General features: G+C 58.6%; 19 protein-coding genes. 5 read left to right on the top strand and 14 right to left on the bottom strand.

Annotated elements, in window-relative coordinates:
• Positions 1-227 precede the first annotated feature (227 nt).
• The 5 genes from LB462_RS06710 to LB462_RS06730 all read right to left on the bottom strand — a co-directional run bounded on the left by LB462_RS06710 (position 228) and on the right by LB462_RS06730 (position 5,005).
• On the bottom strand, positions 228-854 hold the full coding sequence (locus LB462_RS06710) for a nucleoside triphosphate hydrolase (RefSeq protein WP_224506535.1): 627 nt from the start codon (positions 852-854) through the stop codon (positions 228-230).
• A gap of 219 nt (positions 855-1,073) precedes the next feature.
• Positions 1,074-1,763: a D-lyxose/D-mannose family sugar isomerase gene (locus LB462_RS06715; RefSeq protein WP_224506536.1), complete on the bottom strand. Its 690-nt coding sequence runs from the start codon at positions 1,761-1,763 to the stop codon at positions 1,074-1,076.
• 106 nt (positions 1,764-1,869) lie between these two features.
• On the bottom strand, positions 1,870-2,640 hold the full coding sequence (locus LB462_RS06720; RefSeq protein WP_224506537.1) for an ATP-binding cassette domain-containing protein: 771 nt from the start codon (positions 2,638-2,640) through the stop codon (positions 1,870-1,872).
• A complete protein-coding gene (locus LB462_RS06725) occupies positions 2,640-3,719 on the bottom strand; it encodes an ABC transporter permease (protein ID WP_224506538.1) in 1,080 nt (359 codons plus the stop codon). The genes LB462_RS06720 and LB462_RS06725 overlap by 1 nt, the downstream gene beginning before the upstream one ends.
• Before the next feature lie 269 nt (positions 3,720-3,988).
• A complete protein-coding gene (locus LB462_RS06730; RefSeq protein ID WP_183663250.1) occupies positions 3,989-5,005 on the bottom strand; it encodes a sugar ABC transporter substrate-binding protein in 1,017 nt (338 codons plus the stop codon).
• A 235-nt stretch (positions 5,006-5,240) separates the two neighbouring features.
• Here LB462_RS06730 and LB462_RS06735 point away from each other — a divergent pair, with 235 nt between their 5' ends.
• From LB462_RS06735 to LB462_RS06745, 3 genes are read left to right on the top strand one after another with little or no spacing between them, the layout of a single operon-like run.
• Positions 5,241-6,467 carry an ROK family transcriptional regulator gene (locus tag LB462_RS06735; RefSeq protein WP_370637078.1) on the top strand — a complete coding sequence of 409 codons (1,227 nt, stop codon included), beginning with the start codon at positions 5,241-5,243 and terminating at the stop codon, positions 6,465-6,467.
• Positions 6,468-6,908, top strand: coding sequence for an RbsD/FucU family protein (locus LB462_RS06740; protein ID WP_224506539.1), 441 nt, complete (start codon positions 6,468-6,470; stop codon positions 6,906-6,908).
• A 2-nt stretch (positions 6,909-6,910) separates the two neighbouring features.
• On the top strand, positions 6,911-7,846 hold the full coding sequence (locus LB462_RS06745; RefSeq protein WP_224506540.1) for a carbohydrate kinase family protein: 936 nt from the start codon (positions 6,911-6,913) through the stop codon (positions 7,844-7,846).
• Between the two features lies 1 nt (position 7,847).
• On the opposite strand, the gene LB462_RS06750 is transcribed toward LB462_RS06745, so the two are convergent.
• The 9 genes from LB462_RS06750 to LB462_RS06790 form a co-directional block, all read right to left on the bottom strand.
• Positions 7,848-8,246, bottom strand: coding sequence for a type II toxin-antitoxin system VapC family toxin (locus LB462_RS06750; protein WP_224506541.1), 399 nt, complete (start codon positions 8,244-8,246; stop codon positions 7,848-7,850).
• Positions 8,243-8,482 (bottom strand): type II toxin-antitoxin system VapB family antitoxin, encoded by a 240-nt coding sequence (locus tag LB462_RS06755; protein ID WP_224506542.1) that lies wholly within the window; start codon positions 8,480-8,482, stop codon positions 8,243-8,245. Before LB462_RS06755 ends, LB462_RS06750 begins: the two co-directional genes overlap by 4 nt.
• A 77-nt stretch (positions 8,483-8,559) precedes the next feature.
• The gene (locus LB462_RS06760; RefSeq protein ID WP_224506543.1) at positions 8,560-10,188 is read right to left on the bottom strand and encodes an ABC transporter ATP-binding protein; all 1,629 of its coding nucleotides are present in this window, start codon (positions 10,186-10,188) and stop codon (positions 8,560-8,562) included.
• Positions 10,163-11,302: an ABC transporter permease subunit gene (locus LB462_RS06765; RefSeq protein WP_224506544.1), complete on the bottom strand. Its 1,140-nt coding sequence runs from the start codon at positions 11,300-11,302 to the stop codon at positions 10,163-10,165. The genes LB462_RS06760 and LB462_RS06765 overlap by 26 nt, the downstream gene beginning before the upstream one ends.
• Complete coding sequence (gene oppB / locus LB462_RS06770) at positions 11,295-12,218, bottom strand: oligopeptide ABC transporter permease OppB (RefSeq protein WP_112531512.1); 924 nt, start codon at positions 12,216-12,218, stop codon at positions 11,295-11,297. The genes LB462_RS06765 and oppB overlap by 8 nt, the downstream gene beginning before the upstream one ends.
• 224 nt (positions 12,219-12,442) lie before the next feature.
• Positions 12,443-14,041, bottom strand: coding sequence for a peptide ABC transporter substrate-binding protein (locus LB462_RS06775; RefSeq protein WP_224506545.1), 1,599 nt, complete (start codon positions 14,039-14,041; stop codon positions 12,443-12,445).
• A gap of 237 nt (positions 14,042-14,278) precedes the next feature.
• Entirely contained in the window at positions 14,279-15,727 is a 1,449-nt protein-coding gene (locus LB462_RS06780; RefSeq protein WP_224506546.1) for a cryptochrome/photolyase family protein, read from the bottom strand.
• 113 nt (positions 15,728-15,840) lie between these two features.
• A complete protein-coding gene (locus tag LB462_RS06785) occupies positions 15,841-17,466 on the bottom strand; it encodes a cisplatin damage response ATP-dependent DNA ligase (protein WP_224506547.1) in 1,626 nt (541 codons plus the stop codon).
• Positions 17,467-18,483, bottom strand: a complete 1,017-nt coding sequence (locus LB462_RS06790; protein ID WP_224506548.1) for a ligase-associated DNA damage response exonuclease — start codon at positions 18,481-18,483, stop codon at positions 17,467-17,469.
• Positions 18,484-18,591: 108 nt separating this feature from the next.
• Between LB462_RS06790 and LB462_RS06795 the strand changes: the two genes are divergently transcribed.
• The gene (locus LB462_RS06795; RefSeq protein WP_224506549.1) at positions 18,592-21,111 is read left to right on the top strand and encodes a ligase-associated DNA damage response DEXH box helicase; all 2,520 of its coding nucleotides are present in this window, start codon (positions 18,592-18,594) and stop codon (positions 21,109-21,111) included.
• Positions 21,112-21,128: 17 nt separating this feature from the next.
• Complete coding sequence (gene pdeM, locus LB462_RS06800; RefSeq protein ID WP_370637086.1) at positions 21,129-21,824, top strand: ligase-associated DNA damage response endonuclease PdeM; 696 nt, start codon at positions 21,129-21,131, stop codon at positions 21,822-21,824.
• Positions 21,825-21,842: the final 18 nt, after the last annotated feature.

A 21,842-nucleotide genomic window follows, 5' to 3' on the forward strand; every position in this document is an offset into this window, starting at 1 on the left:
ACGGAAAGTTCCACTATTGGAACGGTATTGGCGGAGCAGGATTGTCATCTTGCAAGGGTGAAAGTCAAGGGAGTGAAAATGCCACCAGGCGCAACCAAATTTCCCGTATTGATTGAAAATTCTGCACCAGAATCGCACATTCTTGCACCAGTTTCGGGACTTCTTGTACAGGAATCGTCGAAGTTCGTGCGCAAAAATGTTTTGGTTTTCGCGCTCTATCCTAAAAATCAGTTTTTGACGGTATAATCCGCCGCTCTCGACTCCTCCAACACCAGTTCGGCATTGGGCATATCGTTGGAGAGGGCGCGCGCCTGAGCCGAGCCGACATTATGGCCGTGGGAGAGCCAGCGCTGCACCAGCCGGTTTTCGAGTTCGAGCCGGTCGACGTCGAGGAAGATCGTCACGTCGAAGAGTGGCGCCAGCCGATTCCATGGCGGCTGATCGAGCAACAGGTAGTTGCCTTCGACAAGAAGGATGCGCTGATCCGCCTTGACGATGCTGGCCCCTGCCCTCGCCAGATCGAGCTTGCGATCGAACAGCGGTATGACGACATCCTCGCGTGTCTCGCGCAGCCGCCGCAACAGCTCCTCGAAACCGGCAACGTCGAAGGTCGGCGGTGAGCCTTTGCGCTTGCGCAGGTCCAACGCGTCGAGAATGGCATTGTCGAGATGAAACCCGTCCATCGGCACGACAATCGCCGCGTCTGCTTCCTGCAGGTTGATGGCCGCACAAAGCGAGGCGGACGCGGTGGATTTGCCGGATCCGGGAGGACCGGCAATCGCCACGATCAAGCGAGGAGTACCTGCCGCCTTGGCAAGTATCTCCGGAACCAGATCTTCGAGGGTAGTCAGCATGGTTGTGTGCTCATTGGAAGGTATGCCGGTTATCTCTCCCCTTGTGGGAGAGAAAGTGATTTCAGCATCTTAGCGTAAGCTAAGTGCCAGAAATCACAAGAGAGGGGATTTCGTAAGGTACGTTCCAAAATCCCCCCTCTTGGGTTTTCCAAGGATTTAGCGAAGAGGCTAAATCCAGGAAAACCCATTCTCCCCCACAAGGGGGAGTAAGGTCAGGGCTCACGCCAGCCATTTGTCGTAGTCTGAAACCAGCAAATGCAGCGGTGCCTCATCCTCGTCGATAGAGGAAAAACGGCCGATCGGTTCGCGGAAGATATTGTCGGTGAGATCGTCATTGACGGTGGAGACTTCGCCGATAAGCACGTCGCCACCCTCGCCCCAGAATGCATGCCAGTTGCCCGGCAGAAGCGTGACGCTCTCGCCCGGCTGCAGCTTGAGCAGCCCACCCGCCTTCTGGCGCACGATGCGCCCGTCGGTGGCCACTTCCACGTCGGCCTTCTCATCGACGCTGCCGTCGGGATCGGAGTTGAAGAGTTCGAGCACAAGTGTGCCGCCGCCGCGGTTGATGATGTCTTCCGCCTTGACGATGTGGCGGTGCATCGGCGACAGCTGCTTCTCGCGGCTGATCATGATTTTTTCGGCGTAGAGCATGCCCCCGCCCTTTTTCAGGTCTTCCTGATTGCCATTGCGGGTGGTGAAGAGGAAGAGCCCAAGCTCATCAAATTTTCCCTGGCCGTAATCGGTGATATCCCAGCCAAGACGCGCCTGCAGGATGGCCTTCGAATCGGTCGCGGTACGGGTCTTCAGCTCTTCCGGCGACCAATAGGCGAAGGGCGGCATGACATAGCCGAACGAACGGATGAACTTGTCGCTTTCGCGGATGATCTCATTGACTTCAGAACGCTTCATTTCTCAAAAAAATCCTTTAACTGTAGTCGCTTGAGTGGCGCCGGACTATCTCTCCCACAAGGGAGAGATAACCAGCGCCATCGTTTCCATCCAAATTCGTCTCGTTCTAGCTGGGCGGCGGTGCCTTGGCGCCCGTCATGAAGGCGACGGCATCCGACATCGTATAATCCGTCGGGTTGATGACGGTAAGACGCTTGCCGAGACGATGGATGTGGATGCGGTCGGCCACTTCGAAAACGTGTGGCATATTGTGCGAGATGAGCACAATCGGCAATCCGCGTTTTTTGACGTCCTGGATGAGTTCGAGGACCCGGCGGGATTCCTTGACGCCGAGCGCCGCCGTCGGCTCGTCCATGATGACGACCTTGGAGCCGAAGGCGGCGGCGCGCGCCACTGCCACACCCTGCCGCTGACCGCCGGAGAGTGTCTCGACGGCCTGGCTGATGTTCTGGATGGTCATCAGGCCCAGCTCGGTAAGCTTGTCCCGCGCCTTCTTTTCCATCGCCTTGCGGTCGAGCATGCGGAACCAGCTGCCCATGACACCCGGCTTGCGGATTTCGCGGCCAAGAAACATGTTGTCGGCAATCGACAGTGCCGGCGAGAGTGCCAGGTTCTGATAGACGGTTTCGATCCCGGCATCGCGTGCTTCCATGGGCGAGCGAAAATGGATCGTCTTGCCTTCCAGCGTCATCTCGCCCTCATCCGGACGTACTGCGCCGGAAATCGCCTTGATCAGTGATGATTTTCCGGCGCCGTTATCGCCGATCACGGCCAGCACTTCGCCCGGGTAGAGGTCGAAATCCGCGTGATCGAGTGCTGTGACGCGGCCGTAGCGCTTGACCAGTCCGCGTGCTGTAAGAATGGGTTCTCTTGACATCAGCCTGCTACCTTTCTGATCCACTGGTCGATAGCCACAGCCAGGATAATCAATACACCGATGATGAGGTACGTCCATTGAACGTCGGTACCGTACATGCGCATCCCGAATGAGAAGACGCCGACGATCAACGCGCCGAAGAGCATGCCCATGATGGAGCCGCGGCCGCCGAAGAGCGACATGCCGCCGATCACCACAGCGGTGATGGATTCGATATTGGCGAACTGGCCGATCTGCGGGGAAACCGAGCCGTTGCGTCCGATCGAAACCCAGCCTGCCAGCGCACAGATGAGACCGGCGAGCACGTAGACAGCAATGAGCACGCGCTTGGTGCTGACGCCGGAGAGCTTTGCCGCCTCGGGATCATCGCCGATGGCATAGACATGGCGACCCCAGGCGGTGTGGTTGAGCACGTACCAGAGTACGGCAATCAGCAGGATCATGATGAAGACGCCATAGGTAAAGGTTGCGCCGCCTATGGGTACCTTCTCGCCAAAGAACTGCAGGAGCTTGGCGTTCGCCTCGATATCCTGGGCGCGGATCGTCTCGTTCGCTGAATAGATGTAGGTCGTGGCCAGGTAGATCTGCCAGGTACCGAGCGTGACGATGAAGGGTGGCAGCTTGAGGTAGGCGATGAGGACGCCATTGATGAAGCCGCACAGGGCACCCAGCGCGATCCCGCACAGGATGGCCAGCTCGACCGGCATGCCATAGCGGAAGGTGAACTGGCCCATGATGACCGACGTCAGCACCATGATGGCGCCGACTGAAAGGTCGATACCTGCGGTCAGCACAACGAGGGTTTGCGCAGCGCCGACAATGCCGACGATCGCCACCTGCTGCAGGATAAGCGACAGCGCAAAGGGGGTGAAAAAGCGCGAGCCGACAATGACCGCAAAGATCACCAGCGACAGCACCAGAACGATGAGGGGAACGGAAGCCGGGCTGGAATGAAGGAAATGCCGGATCCTTTCGAGAAGACTTTTCTCATGGGTGTCGAAGCTGGCAACAGCGGTTTCCCGTGCCACCGCGCTTTCGAATTCTTGAGGCGTTCGAGGCGTTTGCGGTGTGTCTGTCATAATGTGACCTCCTGTCAATATTCATAGCAGTCCGACAAGGACATTTATACGGTGGAGTTCTTATGCGCGAGGATGCCGACTATCTCCCCCCTCGCGGGAGAGAAAGCGATTTCAACATCTTGGCCTTGGCTAAGTGCCGGAAATCGCAAGCGAGGGGATAGTGCTGGTGTACTGCAAATTCCCTCGCCTGGATTTTCTTGGAATTTGGCAAAGAGGCTAAATTCAAGAAAATCCCTTCTCTCCCACAAGGGGAGAAACAAGGCGCTAAATCAGCCCCAGCACTTGCTGGTGCCAGTCTTGACGTCGATGGATTCGAGACCCTGAACAGGCTTGTCGGTGACAAGGGAAACGCCTGTGTCGAAGAAGTTCTTGCCTTCGGTCGGCTTCGGCTTTTCGCCGCTGTCGGCAAACTTCTTGATCGCTTCAATGCCGAGCGATGCCATCAGCAGCGGATACTGCTGCGATGTTGCGCCGATCACACCGGCCTCGACGTTCTTCACGCCTGGGCAGCCGCCATCGACGGAAACGATGAGGACGTCTTTTTCCTTGCCGAAGGCCTTCAGCGCTTCGTAGGCGCCGGCGGCTGCAGGCTCGTTGATCGTATGGACGACATTGATGCCCGGATCCTTCTGCAGAAGGTTTTCCATGGCCTTGCGGCCACCTTCCTCATTGCCGTTGGTCACGTCATGGCCGACGATGCGCGGATCTTTTTCATCACCGATCTTGTTGATATCGACGACATCGATGCCGAAGCCCTTCATGAAGCCCTGGTCACGCAGAACGTCGACGGTCGGCTGCGACGGGGTCAGGTCAAGAAAGGCGATCTTGGCGTCCTTGGCCTTGTCGCCGAGGGTTCCAGCAGCCCATTTGCCGATCAGCTCGCCGGCGAGGAGATTGTCTGTGGCGAAGGTGGCATCGGCTGCATCGGCCGGATCAAGCGGCGTATCGAGGGCGATGACGAGGAGGCCCGCATCGCGTGCCTGCTTGACCGAGGAAACGATACCGGCCGTATCGGATGCTGTGATCAGGATACCCTTGGCGCCATCGGCGATGCAGGTTTCGATGGCGGCTACCTGGCTTTCGCTGTCGCCGTCGATCTTGCCGGCATAGGTCTTCAGATCAACACCGAGTTCCTTCGACTTGGCGAGCGCGCCCTCTTTCATCTTGACGAAGAACGGGTTGGTATCGGTCTTGGTGATGAGGCATGCGCCCACACCGGCGGCTTGGGCCGGAGCGGCAAAGGCAGCAATGGCCACAGCGGCGGCGCTAAAGATTGTCGATTTCAGATAAATGCTTCTACGCATGTCACTTCCTCCCAAAAATCGCGCGGCAGCGCGACGGGCCGACACTAGTCGCGCCCTGTTCCTCGAAAACACTTCAGACAGTCCTCCGGCCAAGTGTTGACGCGTAGCAAATACCACTCATCGCGACGTGTCAACATTAATAAATCACTCTGATTTAATATTGACAGCATTGCCCAATATCTCCATTGTCCGCCATATTCATGGGAGGATCAGGTCCTTGAGTATTCGAGTATCGGAGCGTTCCGGCACGGGAGGATCCAGGCTGACGCTTCATCACGGTACCAATCAAAGCGGCATGCGCGATCACAATGAGCGTGTGGTGCTTTCGCTTCTGCGCCAGCATGGCAGCCTGGCAAAGACGGCTATCGCCCGGATGACCGGACTTTCGGCGCAGACGAGCTCGATCATCATGCGCATGCTTGAAGCCGACGAGCTCCTGTCGCGAGAGGAGCCCCTGCGCGGACGCATCGGCCAACCATTGATCCCGATGTCGCTCAACCCGGAAGGCGCATTTTTCTTCGGACTGAAGATCGGACGCCGCAGTGCCGACCTGGTGCTGATCGATTTTATCGGCCGCATTCGTTCCATGCTGCATATGCCTTACGATTATCCAACGCCGGAACCGATCTTCAGCTTCGCGGCCACGGGCATGACGCAGATGATGGAGGCGCTGACGCCAAAGCAGCGCGAACGGGTCGCGGGAATTGGCATCGCCGCGCCATTCGAACTGTGGAAATGGGCCGATACGGTGGGCGCACCGCAGGCGGTCATGGACGAATGGCGTGACTGCGATATTCGCGCAAAGGTTGCGGCGCTTTGTTCCTTCCCCGTTTATCTGCAGAACGACATGACCGCTGCCTGCGGGGCTGAACTTGTGTTCGGTCAGACCAAGGACATCAATGATTTCGTCTATTTCTACATCGGCTCCTTTATCGGTGGCGGCATCGTTATCAACGGCGGCCTTTATGCGGGCCGCAGTGGCAATGCCGGTGCGCTGGGCTCGATGCCGGTGCCGGGACCGGACGGTACTGCGCGGCAGCTGATCGACATCGCGTCGATCACTGCGCTGGAACGCGATGTTACCGAGCTTGGCCGGGATCCCTCGCCGCTCTGGGCTTCTCCTGAAGACTGGGGCGAGATGGGCGTAGAGCTTGACGCATGGATCGAGCGCGCCGGCAAAGCGATCGCGCAGGCGGTTATCGCGTCGTCCTCGGTGGTGGACTTCGAGGCGGCCATCATCGATGGCTGGATGCCGTCAAGCGTACGGGCGCGGATTGTCGACGCGGTGCGCAGACATGTTGAGACATTCGATCTGGAAGGCATTCAATTGCCGGCGATCTTCGAGGGAACGGTCGGCATTCACGCGAGAGCACTTGGCGCCGCCAGCCTGCCGCTGTCGGATCGGTATCTTCTGGGACAGAAGCTTTTCAGGAAGGGTAGTTAAGTGCTGATCGGCATTCCGCCCATGCTAGGCCCTGAGCTTCTGGCGACACTGCGGGCCATGGGTCACGGCGACGAGGTCGCGCTTGTCGACGGCAATTATCCGGCACTTGAGCATGCGCGGCGGCTGATCCGCGCCGATGGCCTGCCGCTGATCCCGTTGCTCGATGCCATATTGCAGGTGCTGCCGGTTGACGACTTCGTGCCGCAAGCGCTGTTTCGTGCCTCGGTGAAGGGCACTGCTCCGCTGGCCGATCCAGTCCACGATGAAATGGAAGCGGTGTGCGCCCGGCGTGTACCGGGCTTTGCGCTGGTTGCGCTCGATGGTGATACGTTTTATGCGCGTGTGAAAAACGCCCACACCATCATTGCGACGGGCGAGCCTCGGCTTTATGCCAATATCATCATCCGCAAGGGTGTCATTTATCCAGGAAAAGAGATTTAGACATGATTTTGTGTTGCGGAGAAGCGCTGATCGACATGCTGCAGCGGAAGAGCGATGCCGGAGAACCCGCCTTTGCACCCTATGTCGGCGGCGCCGTGTTCAATACGGCAATCGCGCTGGGGCGGCTTGGGGTGCCGACCGAATTCTTCTCGGGAATTTCCTCGGACTTCTTTGGCCAGATGCTGCTGGACAGCCTGACCGCCAATCATGTCGGTACACATTATGCGCATATCTCGCAGCAGCCCACCACGCTTGCCTTCGTGCGCCTGACCGATGGCCAGGCGAGCTATATGTTCTATGACGAGAACAGTGCGGGGCGCTCGCTCGCGATCGAACATCTGCCAGCGCTCGACGACAATGTGACTGCCCTGCAGTTCGGCGCAATCAGCCTGATCCCGGAGCCGAGCGGCTCGACCTATGAGGCGCTGATGGCGCGCGAGCATGAAAAGCGCGTGATCATTCTCGATCCGAACATTCGTCCGGGGTTCATTCCCGACAAGGAGAAGCACCTCGCCCGCATGCGCCGCATGATTGCCATGACCGACATCGTCAAGATTTCAGATGAAGACATGCGCTGGTTCGGCGAGAGCGGTACGATGGACGAGATTGCCCGGCGCTGGATCGTCCCGGCAGATCAGCAGGGACCGAAACTCATCCTCGTCACCCATGGGGCGGACGGCGTGACCGGCTATACCGCCGATCTCACGGTGCACGTCGCGGCGCAGCGCGTACCGGTCGTCGATACGGTTGGCGCCGGGGATACATTTACCGCGGGCGTTTTGACCTCGCTGCAAGAGGCCGGAGTGCTGGTGAAATCCGCCCTGACTACCCTGACCGAAGCCCAGATCCGCGATGCATTGACCTTGGGTGTCAAGGCGGCGGCAGTGACGGTTTCGCGCGCCGGTGCCAATCCACCATGGCGCAACGAGCTCGGATAGATCAGGCGATCTCTATGTCGGTGTAGGGAAAATCGTTGCCTTTGCACAATAGCCGCAGGTCATGCGCCTTGGCACAGGCATAGGCGAAGCAATCGCCCATGTTGAGAGCGGCCTTGTGCCGCCCGCGTCCAAAGGTGTTGAACGCCTGGACAGCATTCCCGCCGATCTCGGCGGTGATATCGAGGGTTTGAGCGTCGGTCTGATCGATGAAGATATCGATTGCTCGTTCAGCGACCTCGATCGTACAAGCCCTTTTGCGCGCAAGACCGGTTATGGATTCGTAAACGACCATGGGTGAGATATAGACAGACGAATCGTCCGCCAGGCGGGCAGCAAGCGAAACCGCGTCGTCTTCGCCATCGACGATGGCGATCAGGGCCGATGCATCAACAAAGATCATTCATTACCCGAAAGGTCGTCAAAGAAAGCCTTATCCGCTTCGAGGCCGGTCTTTGGGTACTTCCGATACTCTTCAAAAATCTTCGACAGCTTTTCTTGCAGCGGAGTTTCTTTCTTGGCACGATCATACTCGTGCACGACGGCTTCGCGGATGGCCTCCGTCAGGCTGGTATTCTTCAGTTTTGCCAAGCGCCTGACGGCTTCGTCCGTCGCCTTGTCTTTTATGGAAAACGCCATTCTATATCTCCGCGTCTATACGTATAGACGAAACTGTCTATAAAATGGGCGTTTCCCCTGTCAAATGCAAGACCCCATCACTCGAGATCGAATGCTGCCGCCAAAAGGGTTTTGGTGTAGGTGTGATGCGGCGTATCGAAGATATCCTCCGTTTCGCCTTCCTCGACGATCTTGCCGTTCTTCATCACGATCACATAATCCGACATCGCCTTGATCACAGCCAGATCGTGGCTGATGAAGATGTAGGAAAGGCCATGCTTCTCCTGCAGGTCGCGCAAGAGCTCGATCACCTGCCCTTGCACCGATCTGTCCAATGCTGAAGTTGGCTCGTCGAGAATGACCACCTTTGGCTTCAAAATCATGGCGCGGGCGATGGCGATGCGCTGGCGCTGGCCACCGGAAAACTCATGCGGATAGCGGTTGCGCGCTGCCGGATCGAGCCCGACCTCCTTCAGCGCCGCGATGGCGCGCTTGTCCCGCTCGGCTCGTGACAGTTGAGACTCGTGGATAAGCAGGCCTTCGGTGATGATCTCGCCGACAGTCTGTCGCGGCGACAAGGATCCATAGGGGTCCTGGAACACCAGTTGCAATTCCTTGCGCAGCGGCCGCATGGCCGAGCGGTCGAAATTCGAGATGTTCTTGTCGCCGAAATGATAGTGGCCGCTGCTCGGCAGAAGTCTGAGAAGTGCCCGCCCGAGTGTCGACTTTCCGGAACCGGATTCGCCGACGATGCCGATGGTCTGTCCGCGTTTCAGCCGGACTGTAACGCCATCGACGGCCCGGAAAAGCTTGGTCGCCCTGGTGAAGAACCCGCCTCCGATGGCGAAATCCACCGCCACATTGCGGCCCTCGAGGATGATCGGTGCGCTGTCCTCCGGCGGCTCTTTGGCACCGCTCGGCACGGCATCGATCAGCATCCTGGTATAGTCCTCCTTTGGATGCTCGAATATTTGCTCGATATCGCCGCGCTCCACGACTTCGCCGCGCCGCATGACGACGACGCGATCGGCGAAATGTTTCACAATGCCGAGGTCATGGGTGATGAGCACGATCGCCATGCCAAAACGCTTCTGCAGTTCGCGCAGCAGATCGAGGATCTGCGCCTGGATGGTCACATCGAGAGCCGTGGTGGGCTCATCGGCGATGAGGAGATCCGGCTCGTTGGCGAGCGCCATGGCGATCATGACGCGCTGGCGCTGGCCGCCGGACATTTCATGCGGATAGGAATTGATACGCCGCTCGGGATCGGGAATGCCGACAAGCTTGAGCAATTCAAGCACACGCACCTTCGCCTGTTTGAAGCTCACCCCCCTGTGATGGACGATGGGCTCGGCGATCTGCCGCCCGATCGTATAGAGCGGATCGAGCGAGGTCATCGGCTCCTGAAAGATCATCGTGATCTTGGCGCCGCGCACCTCATTGAGGCTCTTGAGCGGCAGACCGATCAGCTCCTGGCCGCGATATTTGGCCGAGCCGGTAACGCGGCCATTGTTGGCCAAGAGGCCCATGATACCCATCATGGTCTGGCTCTTGCCGGAACCGGATTCGCCCACAACAGCGAGCGTCTCACCCGGCTTTACATCGAGATCGATACCTTTGACGGCCTTGACGTCGCCGTCCGGCGTGGTGAAGTCGACCTTGAGGCCGCGCACGGACAATACATTGGCTTGCATATCCATCTCAGCGGTCCTTCGGGTCGAGTGCATCGCGCAAGCCGTCGCCGATGAAGTTCAGCGAGAACAGCGTGACGACGAAGAAGATGGCGGGGAAAATCAGATACCACGGCGAAGACTGCATCTTGTCGGCACCCGCCGAGATCAGCGCACCCCAACTGGTAAGCGGCTCCTGGACGCCGAGCCCGAGGAAGGAGAGGAAGCTTTCGAGCAGGATCACTTTCGGTACCACTACCGTGACGAAGATAACGACCGGTCCAATCGTATTCGGGATTATGTGGCGGCGGATGATCTGCCAGTCCGTCAAGCCGAGGGCCTGCGCCGCGCCGATAAATTCACGTCGCTTCAAGGCAAGTGTCTGGCCCCGGACGATGCGGGCCATGTCCAGCCATTCGACGGCGCCGATCACCAGAAAGATCAGGATGAAACTCCGGCCGAAAAACACCACCAGAACGACAACGAGGAAAACGAATGGCAGCGAATAGAGGATTTCTATGAGGCGCATCATAACGTTATCTACCCGGCCGCCCAGATAGCCGGATATGGCACCATAGATGACGCCAATGAACAGCGATACAAGACTGGCGAGACAGCCGATCGTTAGCGAGATTTGTCCACCGAGCATGACACGGGCCATCAGGTCACGGCCATTTTGATCGGTACCAAAAAGGAAATATTCGCGCTTGACGTCACCAGTCAGCTTAAGGGTCTTGCCGTCCTCTTCGGTGGCGGTGACCTGTGTATTGTCGAATTCGTTGGCGCGGTCGAAATAGCGCGTCGAGCGCGGATCGATGGCCTTGTCCGCGTGGATCGTCGCGGTAAACGTATTGCCGTCCACGGCAAACTCACGCAGCTCGACGCGGGCTCTATCCGCCACGCCCTTCATGACGTCGCCGAGAGTATCGGCCTTGGGCAAGGGTTCCAGGCTTGGCGGGACGTTGACGTAGGAAGGGAAAACCTCGTCATATTTATGACTGATGACGTAGGGTCCGAAGAACGAGAACAGGGTAATCAGCAACAGCACCACGCAGCCGGCCATCGCTGCATAATTGCGGCGGAAGCGGATAACCGCGAGCTGAAACAGACTTCGCCCTTTGGACTCTTCGGGCGGGATGATGGTGGTGGGGATACCGCTCAGATCAGTCATGGCGAACCCTCGGGTCAAGAAGGCCGTAGAGAATATCGACCAGAAGATTGAAGACGATGACGAAGATCGCGACGAGAACGACAGTTCCCATGACAAGCGTGTAATCGCGATTGATGGCGCCGAGGACGAAATATCGACCGACGCCGGGAATGGTGAAAATCGATTCAACGACGGCAGAACCCGTCAACAGCGCCGCTGCGCATGGGGCAAGATACGATACCACCGGAAGCAGCGCACCCCGCATGGCGTGGGTGATGACGACCACGCGTGGTGGTAGTCCATAGGCGCGTGCGGTGCGGATGTGATCCGTGTGCAGCCCCTCGATCATCGAGCCACGCGTCAGCCGTGCAAAGACGGCGAGCTGCGGCAGGGCCAGTGCAATCATCGGCAGGATGAGGAAGCGCCAGGAGCCGTCGCCCCAGCCGCCTGCGGGCAGCAGCGACAGCAGCACAGCGAAAACCAATGTCAGTACCGGACCGACAACGAAGTTCGGCACCGTAACGCCGACCGTTGCAATGGACATGATGAGGAAATCGAGAAAGCTGTTTTGCCGGAGGGCGGCAATCGTGCCGATAATCACGCCACCAAAAAGCGCCAGCAACAACGCATAGGAGCCGAGCGTGATCGAGTAGGGCAAACCCTTGCCGATCAGTTCAGCGATCGTGTTGTCCTTGTAGATGTAGCTTGGACCGAAATCGCCGGTGACCGCATTCTTCAGATATTGCAAATACTGGTTCCACAGCGGCTGATCGAGATGGTAGGCCTTCATCAGGTTTTCCATCGTCGCCGGCGGCAGCGGTCGTTCCAGATTGAAGGGTCCTCCTGGCGCAAAACGCATGAGGAAGAAGGATAGTGTGACGACAATGAACAGTGTCGGCACTGCACTCGCCAAACGGCGGAGGACAAAATGGAACATCGAGTTTAACTCTTCCTGTTGACGTGCCCGTCAGGCACGCTCACACGATAATCCCCAGAGAACTGCGTTCCGTTGCAAAGTTCAAGAACTTCCATTCGCCCGTCTCATCACGAGAGGCGGCGGGAGCAAATTCCTGATCTGATTTGTCTGGCGGAACGCGAAAACATGGGGCCTGAGCATGCGAAATGCGCAACCCGGATAATCCGGATTGCGCATATTCAGTCTTATTCCTTGATGCTCAGGTACTTGCTCAGATGTTCATTGTTGCCGTTGTCGCCCCAGCCCTGAACTTTGTCAGCAACGAGCCAGAAATTGGCGTCGTTGACCAGCGGAGCAATCGGCTGGTCGCGCATGATCAAAGCTTCAGCTTCATGCAGGATCTTCGAGCGGGCCGCCGGATCGCGTTCCTCATAAGACTTCTTCATCAGCGCATCGAATTCCGGATTTTCATAATGTCCGTAATTGAAGGTCTTGTTGCTACTGACGTTGAGGTTGAGGAAGTTTTCGGCATCGGCATAGTCGGCAGTCCAGCCGGCACGCGCGACATTGAATTTTCCACCTTCCTGCAGGTAGGCATAGTGGGCGCTGATATCGAGATTCATCAACGTTACATTGGCACCGAAAGTCTTCTTCCACATGTCGGCAACGGCGGTCGCTGCCTTCTGGTGGTTCGGATTGGTGTTATAGCGGATCTCGATATTCAAAGGCTTGCCGCCTTCGCCATATCCGGCTTCCTTCATCAGCTCCACGGCTTTGTCTTCACGATCAAGCTGGGACATGCTGGCAAAATCGGCCTTCGAGGGTTCGCCATAGTTTTCGAGACCCGGAGGAACGAGCGAATAAATCGGCATTTTCGAGTCGTTGAAAATATCATGCGAGAGGAAATCACGATCGACCGACATGGAAAGTGCCTGACGAACCCGCACATCGTTGAACGGCTCGGTGCGTGTGTCGAAGGGGTAGTAGTATGTGGCGAAGGCAGGCGTCACGTGAACCTGCTTTGCATTTGCCTTGCGTAAGCGATCGATCTGATCGGTGGAGAAGTTATAGACGAGATCGAGTTCGCCGGCTTCATAGCGGCGGACGGCGGCGGCCTGATCTTCCTGCGGATAGAAGATGACCTTGTCGAGCTTGACGTTGGCGGCATCCCAGTAGTTTTCGTTCTTGACCACGGTCAGGTGATCGTTCGGCACATGTTCGGTGAGCTTGAATGCACCATTGCCGACAAGCTTGCCTGGCTTGACGAAGTCAGCGCCGTTCTTTTCGAAGCTTGCCTTGTTGATCGGGAGCGCTGTCTGGTGCGACAGGAGTTCGATGAAGAAGGGGGTCGGGCGCTCCAGGGTGATTTCGAGCGTCTTGTCGTTGATTGCCTTCATGCCAAGCTGATCGACGGGAACGGTCCCCTTGTTGATCGGTTCGGCATTTTTGATGGGATAGAGAATGTTCGCATAGCCAGCTGCGGTCTTCGGATCTTCGACGCGACGCATCGAGAAGATGAAGTCTTCGGCAACCACTGGCGATCCATCGGACCATTTGGCATTGTCGCGGATCTTGAACGTGTAGACCGTGCCATCATCCGAAACGGTCCAGCTCTCGGCCGCGCCCGGCACTATCTTGCCGTTCGCATCATAGACGGTCAGGCCCTCATAAAGGTCCTTGACGATGAAAGCTTCGATATCGATGGAAGTCTGCGACTGGTCGAGGGTCTGCGGCTCGCCGCTATTGCCACGATGGAGCACCATTTCGGCCAAGGCGGGGCTTGCGCCCAGCATCAGCGATCCGAGCAGCAATGCCGCACGGAGATTCAGTTTCATTAAGGTCATTTTTCTGTTCCTTCCCCTCTAAGAGAATTGCGAAGGCATGAACAAAGGCCAAAAAATGGCCAAACGCAAGCAGGGGCTAATGCTTTCGTAGTAATATTTTTTCAAGGAGGGGGTTACGGGAACGTCAACGAATTGTTGCACCATATGGACCAAGGCGCCTTTTTCCGGCGTTTTTCGAGGAAATGCGGCATAGCGTGGTGTGGACGGCAAATTCTCCGGATTATGTGGAAAACCGGGCTACCGGGTCTTTTCGAACGCCGCCAGGGCCTGCTTTCGGGCGCGCTGATGGTCGACAATGGGCTCTGGATAGGTTTTGCCGAGGTCGACCTTTGCCTTTTTAAGGGTGTCTTCGGGCGCAGTCCAAGGCTGGTGAAGGTACTTGTCCGGCAGTGCGGCGAGCTCCGGCACGAATTCGCGCACGTAGTCGCCCTTCGGGTCGAATTTTTCGCCCTGCACAACAGGATTGAAAATGCGGAAATAAGGTGCCGCGTCCGCGCCGGAACCAGCTACCCATTGCCAGCCCGCAGCGTTGTTCGCCGCGTCCGCATCGACGAGCGTATCCCAAAACCACCCTTCCCCGCTCCGCCAATCGATGAGCAGATGCTTGATCAGGAACGAGGCAACGATCATGCGCACGCGGTTATGCATCCAGCCGGTCTGCCACAGCTGCCGCATGCCGGCGTCGACAATCGGATAACCGGTCATGCCGCGTTTCCAGTCACTGAGATGGTCCGGCCTGTTTTCCCAGGGAAAAGCATCAAAAGCGGTGTTATAGTTTTCCGAGCCCAGTTTCGGTTTGTTACACAGGAGATGATAAGAAAACTCGCGCCAGCCAATTTCCTGACGGAACTTCTCGGCACCCGCGCGCGCTCCATCGTGCATCGGGATTTTCGTCGCATGCCAGATCTGGAACGGCGTAATTTCACCATGGGCAAGGTGCGGCGACAAGCGTGACGTCGCTTCTATATCCGGCCTGTCGCGATCCTCAGGATAGTCCCCGATCTTGTCATCGAGGAAAGTGTGAAGCCGATCGAGGGCGCCGTGCTCGCCAGGGGTCCAAACCTCGGCAAATCCCTTGCTCCAGTCCGGGTGCTTTGGCAGCAGGACCCAATCGTCCAGCTTGTCGGAAGGCGGCCCGTAGGGCCAACGCTTCAGCGCGCGCGGCGGCGGCAACGGGTCTCGCGGATCGGGCATGGAATTCAGCGCGCGCCAGAAGGGGGTGTAGACACGATACGGCCCGTCGGATTTTGTCTTGAATGCAAACGGTTCGTGCAGGATGTGGCCCTCGAAGCTCTTGGTTGCGATGGCTTGGTGTGAGAGTTGCGCCTGCAGCGCCTCATCAATTTTGGCGCCGGGCGGGTCGTAGCGGCGGTTCCATACAACCATATCCGCGCCCGTCTCCTTGATCAGCGTGCCGATGACCTCCTCGGTCCGGCCGCGTTTGAGCACGAGCGGAGCACCGAGCGCCTGCAGTGAAAAGTCCAGCGCGGTCAGCGAATGGTGCAGCCACCAGCGGCGGGCACCGCCGTTGGGACGGCTGTCGCCGCTAACCCTCTCGTCAAGCAAAAACACCGGAATGACCGGTTTTCCGCTCTGGGACGCAGCAGAAAGCGCACGATTGTCACCGAGCCGCATATCGTGACGGAACAGGACAATGACGGGCTTCTCGACGTCGGAACCGCTCATCTGACAGCTGCATACCCCTGCAGAATGACCATCACACCTCAACCCTTATCGCGTTCTCGGCATGTTGACCATCGGCAACGCGCGGGCACGGCGACATGTTCCACATGCGGATTTCAACCCATGGTTTCAGAATCACGCAGGAGGGCTTCAAGCGTTTCTAGCCGGTCGGCTTCGATGGGCGGCTTGTCCCAACGCAGACGCGAAATGCGTGGGAACCGCATCGCAACCCCGGATTTGTGGCGCTTTGAGCGATTGAGGCCTTCGAATGCCACCTCAAGTACAAGGCCATGTTCGGGTTCGGCCCGCACCGAGCGCACGGGGCCGAAACGCTCGGTGGTGTTGTTGCGCACGAAGGCGTCGAGCTGTTTCAGCTCTTCATCGGTAAATCCGAAATAGGCCTTGCCGACCGGCACCAGATGCGGCTCGCTTTCCGGTCCTGTCCAGACGGCAAAGGTATAATCCGAATAATAGCTCGAACGCTTGCCATGGCCGCGCTGCGCATAAACCAGCACGGCATCGATGATGAATGGATCGCGCTTCCATTTGAACCACGGCCCTTTTGGCCGGCCCGGCACATAGGCCGACGAGCGCTGCTTCAGCATGAGCCCTTCGATGATCGGATGCGGTGGTTCCTTGCGCAGTTCGATGAGGTCGTCGAAGCTCTCGAAAGGAACCAGTGGTGAAAGATCGAAGCGCGTTGGTTCCAGGTGTTTGACGAAGGCTTCGAGGCGGGTGCGCCGTTCCGCAAATGGAAATGCGCGGATGTCCTCCTTGCCGTCAAAAAGCAGATCGTAGAGCCGGACAAAGGCTGGATGGCTTTCAAGCTGCTTGGCCGAGACGATCTTGCGGTTAAGACGCTGCTGGAGGTCGCCGAAAGCGCCGATCTCGATAGCGGTATCGACGCTGCGCGCGACGAGCAATTCACCGTCGAGCGTGCCTTCGAAACTCATGAAATCGGCAATGTCGGGAAAGGCATGGGAGATGTCGTCGCCGGTGCGCGAATAGATACGCCGCGCTCCGCCTTCCGCCGTCAACTGCACGCGAATGCCGTCCCACTTCCATTCGGCGACGTAATCATCCGCATTGATTCTGGCATAGTCCGGCTCTTCGAGGGGCGTCGACAGCATGACCGGGCGGAACGGCGCAGCGGCAAGGCTTTCCGGCTTATCGGCAGTCTTCTCCAGCCAGGCGAACAGCGGTTGGTAGGGCGGCTTCAGCCCATGCCACAGTTCTTCGATCTCCGTGACATCGACTTCGCCGAATTGCGCCAGCGCCTGCTTGGCAAGCCTAGCCGAAACCCCGATGCGCATGCCGCCGGTGACAAGCTTCAGCAGCGCATAGCGGGCGGAGGCGTCGAGCTGATCCAGCCATTTCTCGACAAGCCTTAACGCGTCGCTGCGCGAGGCATGTTCCAGAGAAGTGACGACATCGCCGAGCGTCGGCACGGCATTGGCGCGGACGGGTTCGTCCGTTGACCAGACCAGCGAAATGGTTTCGGCGAGATCGCCGACGTAGTCATAGGAATAGGCAAAAAGCTGCTCGTCCATGCGCTCGGCAATCAAGGTGCGGATCATCGCAGGCTTGACATTGGCGATGTTGAGATCGCCGGTGATGGCGGCAAGCGCGAGGCCACGATCCGGATCAGGCGTATCGCGGAAATAGTCGACAAGCAGCGTCAGCTTGCCGTTGCGCGCGGGGGTGAGGACCAGCCGATCAAGGAGTTGGGCGAATTCCTCCATTCAATCGCCCTCGTCTTCGTAGCCAACGAGGTGCAAGGGCCGCGCGGCGAAATCGTTCAGCTCGCACCAGCGCACCAACGCTTCCTCGCGTCCGTGGGTGACCCAGACCTCGCGCGGTCCAAGCTCGGTGATCGTGCCGGTCAGCTCGTCCCAGTCGCAATGGTCGGAAAGAATGATCGGCAGTTCGACACCGCCCTGGCGCGCCCGCTGGCGAATTCGCATCCAGCCCGAGGCAAAGCACGAGACCGGATCGGGAAAACGCCGCGCCCAGCGATCGAGAAAGGCCGAGGGCGGCCCGATGACAATGGCGCCGGCGAAATCCTGCACGCTGCCCTTCTCGGTGGTCGCCGGTGCCAAAGGTCCAAGATCGATGCCCTGCGACTGGTAGTAGTCGCAGAGCTTCTCAAGGGCACCATGGATATAGATCGTTCGGTCATAACCTGCATCGCGCAGCATGCGGATGACCCGCTGCGCCTTGCCAAGCGCATAGGCGCCGACGAGATGGGAGCGCTCTGGGAACTGCTCGACGGATTTGAGCAGCTTGGAGATTTCGTCGCGGCTGTCGGGATGGCGGAAGACCGGCAGTGCGAAGGTCGCCTCTGTGATGAAGACATCGCAGGCGACGGGCTCGAAACCGAGGCAGGTCGGATCGGCACGGCGCTTGTAATCGCCGGAGGCGACGATGCGCATGCCATCTTTTTCGACGGCGATCTGCGCCGAACCGAGCACATGGCCGGCCGGGTGAAAACTCACGCTGACACCATTGACCTCGATGGATTTGCCAAGTTCTGCAGCCTGTGTTTCGCCGGCGAAATTTGCGCCGTAGCGCAAGCCCATGATGTCGAGCGTCTGCTGCGTTGCCATCACCTTGTGGTGGCCTGAGCGGGCGTGATCGGAATGGCCATGGGTGATCAATGCCCGCTCGACGGGACGAACCGGATCGATATGGAAATCACCGGCCGGGGAATAGAGGCCGGCAGGCGTCGAACACAGCAGAGCTTCGGGGCGTTTCAGCAAGACATTCCTCGGTTTTAACACCTAACGAACATAGGCCGCATTTGGCTCCGTGCAATCCTGACAAACAATGTCTTGGCGCTTTGAGGCCGCACAACTACATTCGCTCCAGTGAGCACCAGCAAATCACCCCTGGCCGATGTCGGCACCCCTCTTCTGCCACCGTCCTTCTTGAACTGGTTTCAGTCGAAGGGCTGGTCACCGCGCGCCCATCAACTTGCCTTGGTGCAGGAATCACAAGATGGGAATTCGACGCTCCTGATTGCACCGACAGGCGCGGGCAAGACGCTGGCCGGATTTCTGCCGGCGCTGGTCGACCTGGCGCAGCGCGGCAAGAGCAATGCGTCGAGCCGCGGCATCCATACGCTGTATATCTCGCCGCTGAAGGCGCTTGCTGTCGATATCCATCGCAACCTGGAAAAACCCATCTCGGAGATGGGCCTCGATATCTCGCTCGAGACGCGCACCGGCGATACGCCGGCCCACAAACGGCAGCGGCAGAAACTGGCGCCGCCGGACATATTGCTGACGACGCCCGAGCAGCTGGCACTTCTGATCGCGGCCAAGGATGCCGGGCGCTTCTTCGAGGATCTGCGCTATGTGATCTTCGATGAGTTGCATTCCCTCGTTACGTCCAAACGGGGCCACCTCTTGTCGCTCGGGCTGGCGCGGCTGCGGCGCTTGCAACCCGGCGTGCAAACGATAGGACTTTCCGCCACGGTCGCCGACCCGGATGGGTTGCGGCGCTGGCTTCTGCCGCAAACTGGCGGTGCACCAATGGCCAGTCTTGTCACCGTGGAGGGCGGCGCAAGACCGCACATCACCATTCTCGAATCGGACGATCATGTGCCATGGGCCGGGCATTCGGCGGTGTATGCGCTGCCGGGCATCTACGATGCGATCAAGCGGCATGGCACGACGCTGATCTTCGTCAACACCCGCAGCCAGGCAGAGCGTTTGTTCCATGATCTGTGGATGGCGAACGACGACAATATGCCGATTGCGCTGCATCACGGCTCGCTCGATGTTGGCAAGCGGCGCAAGGTGGAGCAGGCCATGGCAGCCAATGCCTTGCGGGCGGTGGTCGCGACATCGACGCTCGATCTCGGCATCGACTGGGGCGATGTCGATCTCGTCATTCATGTCGGGGCACCCAAGGGCGCAAGCCGCCTCGCGCAGCGCATCGGCCGTTCGAACCATCGCATGGACGAACCCTCGCGCGCGATCCTCGTTCCGGCCAATCGCTTCGAGGTGATGGAATGTCAGGCGGCGCTGGACGCCAATTATATCGGTGCGCAGGATACCCCACCGCTGGGTGACGGTTCGCTCGATGTACTGGCGCAGCACGTGCTCGGCATGGCCTGCGCCGAGCCGTTCCGGGCAGACGATCTCTACGCTGAAGTCACCACCGCCCTGCCCTACGCGGCGCTGCCTCGTGAAACCTTCGATCGCATCGTCGATTTCGTCGCGACTGGCGGGTATGCGCTGAAAAGCTATGAACGCTTCGCCAAGATCAAGCAGACCGCGGATGGCACGTGGCGTGTGACCCACCCGCGCTTTGCCCAGCAGTACAGGTTGAATGTCGGCACCATTATCGAGGCGCCAAGCCTCAACGTCCGGCTCACCCGCCAGCGGGGGAAAGGCGCAAACGTGAGAGGCGGACCAGTGCTCGGCAAGGTGGAGGAGCATTTTATCGAAGCACTGAGCCCGGGTGAGACATTCTTCTTTTCCGGACGCGTACTACGTTTCGAAGGCATTCGCGAGAATGAATGCATCGTCACCAATGCGGAAGGGTTCGATGCCAAAATACCATCCTATGCCGGCGGCAAGTTTCCTCTGACCACTTATCTCGCCGATCAGGTTCGCGGTATACTAGCAGACCCCAAACGCTGGGGCGCCCTGCCAGATCAGGTCAGCGACTGGCTGCGCATCCAGAAGGAAAAATCCGTGTTGCCCCAGCCGGGCAGTCTGCTTGTCGAAACCTTCCCGCGTGGCGAGCGGTCTTACATGGTGATATATCCGTTCGAGGGTAGGCTGGCACATCAGACGCTCGGCATGCTGCTCACCCGCCGGCTGGAACGCGCCAAGGCGCGGCCGCTCGGCTTTATCGCCACCGACTATGCGGTTTCGATCTGGGGTCTGCGCGACATGGGGCGGATGTTCAAAAATGGCGAACTGCCGCTATCGGAGCTCTTCGACGAGGACATGCTGGGGGACGATCTCGAAGCATGGCTGTCGGAGAGTTTCATGCTGAAGCGCACTTTTCGCAATTGCGCGCTTATCTCCGGCTTGGTTGAAAAACGTCATCCCGGACAGGAAAAATCCGGACGACAGGTGACCGTTTCCACCGACCTGATCTACGACGTGCTGCGTGAGCACGAGCCCGATCACATCCTGATCCAGGCGACGCGCGCCGATGCCGCAACAGGTCTTCTCGACATTCGGCGTCTGAGCGATATGCTAAGCCGAATCAAGGGTCATATCGTTCACAAGAACCTCGACCAGATCTCGCCTTTTGCCGTTCCCGTGATGATGGAGATAGGCAAGGAACGTGTCCCGGGTGAAGCGCATGAGACGCTTCTGGAAGAGATCGCCGACGAACTGACCCGGGAAATGATGGATCATAAATGACGCCGGTGTTTCAGACGATCAAGACAGCCTTGCATGGCGCAGCCGAAGTGACCCTTGCCGGGCACAGCGGTGTTTGCGATCCGTCGGGTGCTCTTTATCTCGAAAGTGACCGCATCCTCATTGTCTCCGACCTGCATTTCGAGAAGGGCTCGTCATTTGCCCGTCGCGGCATGATGCTGCCTCCATACGACACGGCAACAACGCTTGCCGCGCTTGCGAAGATCATCGCGCGCTACAACCCAACCTGCGTGATAAGCCTCGGCGACAGTTTTCACGATGGTCAAGCGGCAGCGCGTCTGCCCGCACTCTACGCGGCGGAACTTGCGGCGCTGATGGCAGGGCGCGAATGGATATGGATTACCGGCAATCATGATCCGGACCATCCGGCGGACTTGCCGGGCGAGACATTCACAGAGCTGGCCCTGGGTAATTTGGTCTTCCGTCACGAGCCGTCGAAAACCCCTTGCTCGGGTGAGATCGCAGGGCATTTGCACCCGGCCGCCAAGGTGGTTCGGCGCGGGCAAGCGGTGCAGCGACGCTGCTTCGTCAGCGACCGCTCGCGCATGATCATGCCGGCTTTCGGCGCTTATACCGGCGGGTTGAACATTCTCGGCCGTGCCTTTCATGGATTGTTCGACGCGCAAACAATTACCGCCTATATGCTCGGCCATGCCCGGGTCTATCCCATGGTGAGGAAGGCGCTGTATCTCTAACGCTTCCTTGCATTTTGT

Source organism: Phyllobacterium chamaecytisi, from assembly GCF_020164455.1.
Taxonomy (GTDB): Bacteria; Pseudomonadota; Alphaproteobacteria; order Rhizobiales; family Rhizobiaceae; genus Phyllobacterium; species Phyllobacterium chamaecytisi.

What these genes read in the sequence shown, in the direction of transcription:
- LB462_RS06710 (WP_224506535.1), bottom strand. Translation starts at nt 854, where the DNA reads ATGCTGACTACCCTCGAAGATCTGGTTCCGGAGATACTTGCCAAGGCG.
- LB462_RS06715 (WP_224506536.1), bottom strand. Translation starts at nt 1,763, where the DNA reads ATGAAGCGTTCTGAAGTCAATGAGATCATCCGCGAAAGCGACAAGTTC.
- LB462_RS06720 (WP_224506537.1), bottom strand. Translation starts at nt 2,640, where the DNA reads ATGTCAAGAGAACCCATTCTTACAGCACGCGGACTGGTCAAGCGCTAC.
- LB462_RS06725 (WP_224506538.1), bottom strand. Translation starts at nt 3,719, where the DNA reads ATGACAGACACACCGCAAACGCCTCGAACGCCTCAAGAATTCGAAAGC.
- LB462_RS06745 (WP_224506540.1), top strand. Translation starts at nt 6,911, where the DNA reads ATGATTTTGTGTTGCGGAGAAGCGCTGATCGACATGCTGCAGCGGAAG.
- LB462_RS06750 (WP_224506541.1), bottom strand. Translation starts at nt 8,246, where the DNA reads ATGATCTTTGTTGATGCATCGGCCCTGATCGCCATCGTCGATGGCGAA.
- LB462_RS06755 (WP_224506542.1), bottom strand. Translation starts at nt 8,482, where the DNA reads ATGGCGTTTTCCATAAAAGACAAGGCGACGGACGAAGCCGTCAGGCGC.
- LB462_RS06760 (WP_224506543.1), bottom strand. Translation starts at nt 10,188, where the DNA reads ATGCACTCGACCCGAAGGACCGCTGAGATGGATATGCAAGCCAATGTA.
- LB462_RS06765 (WP_224506544.1), bottom strand. Translation starts at nt 11,302, where the DNA reads ATGACTGATCTGAGCGGTATCCCCACCACCATCATCCCGCCCGAAGAG.
- oppB (WP_112531512.1), bottom strand. Translation starts at nt 12,218, where the DNA reads ATGTTCCATTTTGTCCTCCGCCGTTTGGCGAGTGCAGTGCCGACACTG.
- LB462_RS06775 (WP_224506545.1), bottom strand. Translation starts at nt 14,041, where the DNA reads ATGACCTTAATGAAACTGAATCTCCGTGCGGCATTGCTGCTCGGATCG.
- LB462_RS06780 (WP_224506546.1), bottom strand. Translation starts at nt 15,727, where the DNA reads ATGAGCGGTTCCGACGTCGAGAAGCCCGTCATTGTCCTGTTCCGTCAC.
- LB462_RS06785 (WP_224506547.1), bottom strand. Translation starts at nt 17,466, where the DNA reads ATGGAGGAATTCGCCCAACTCCTTGATCGGCTGGTCCTCACCCCCGCG.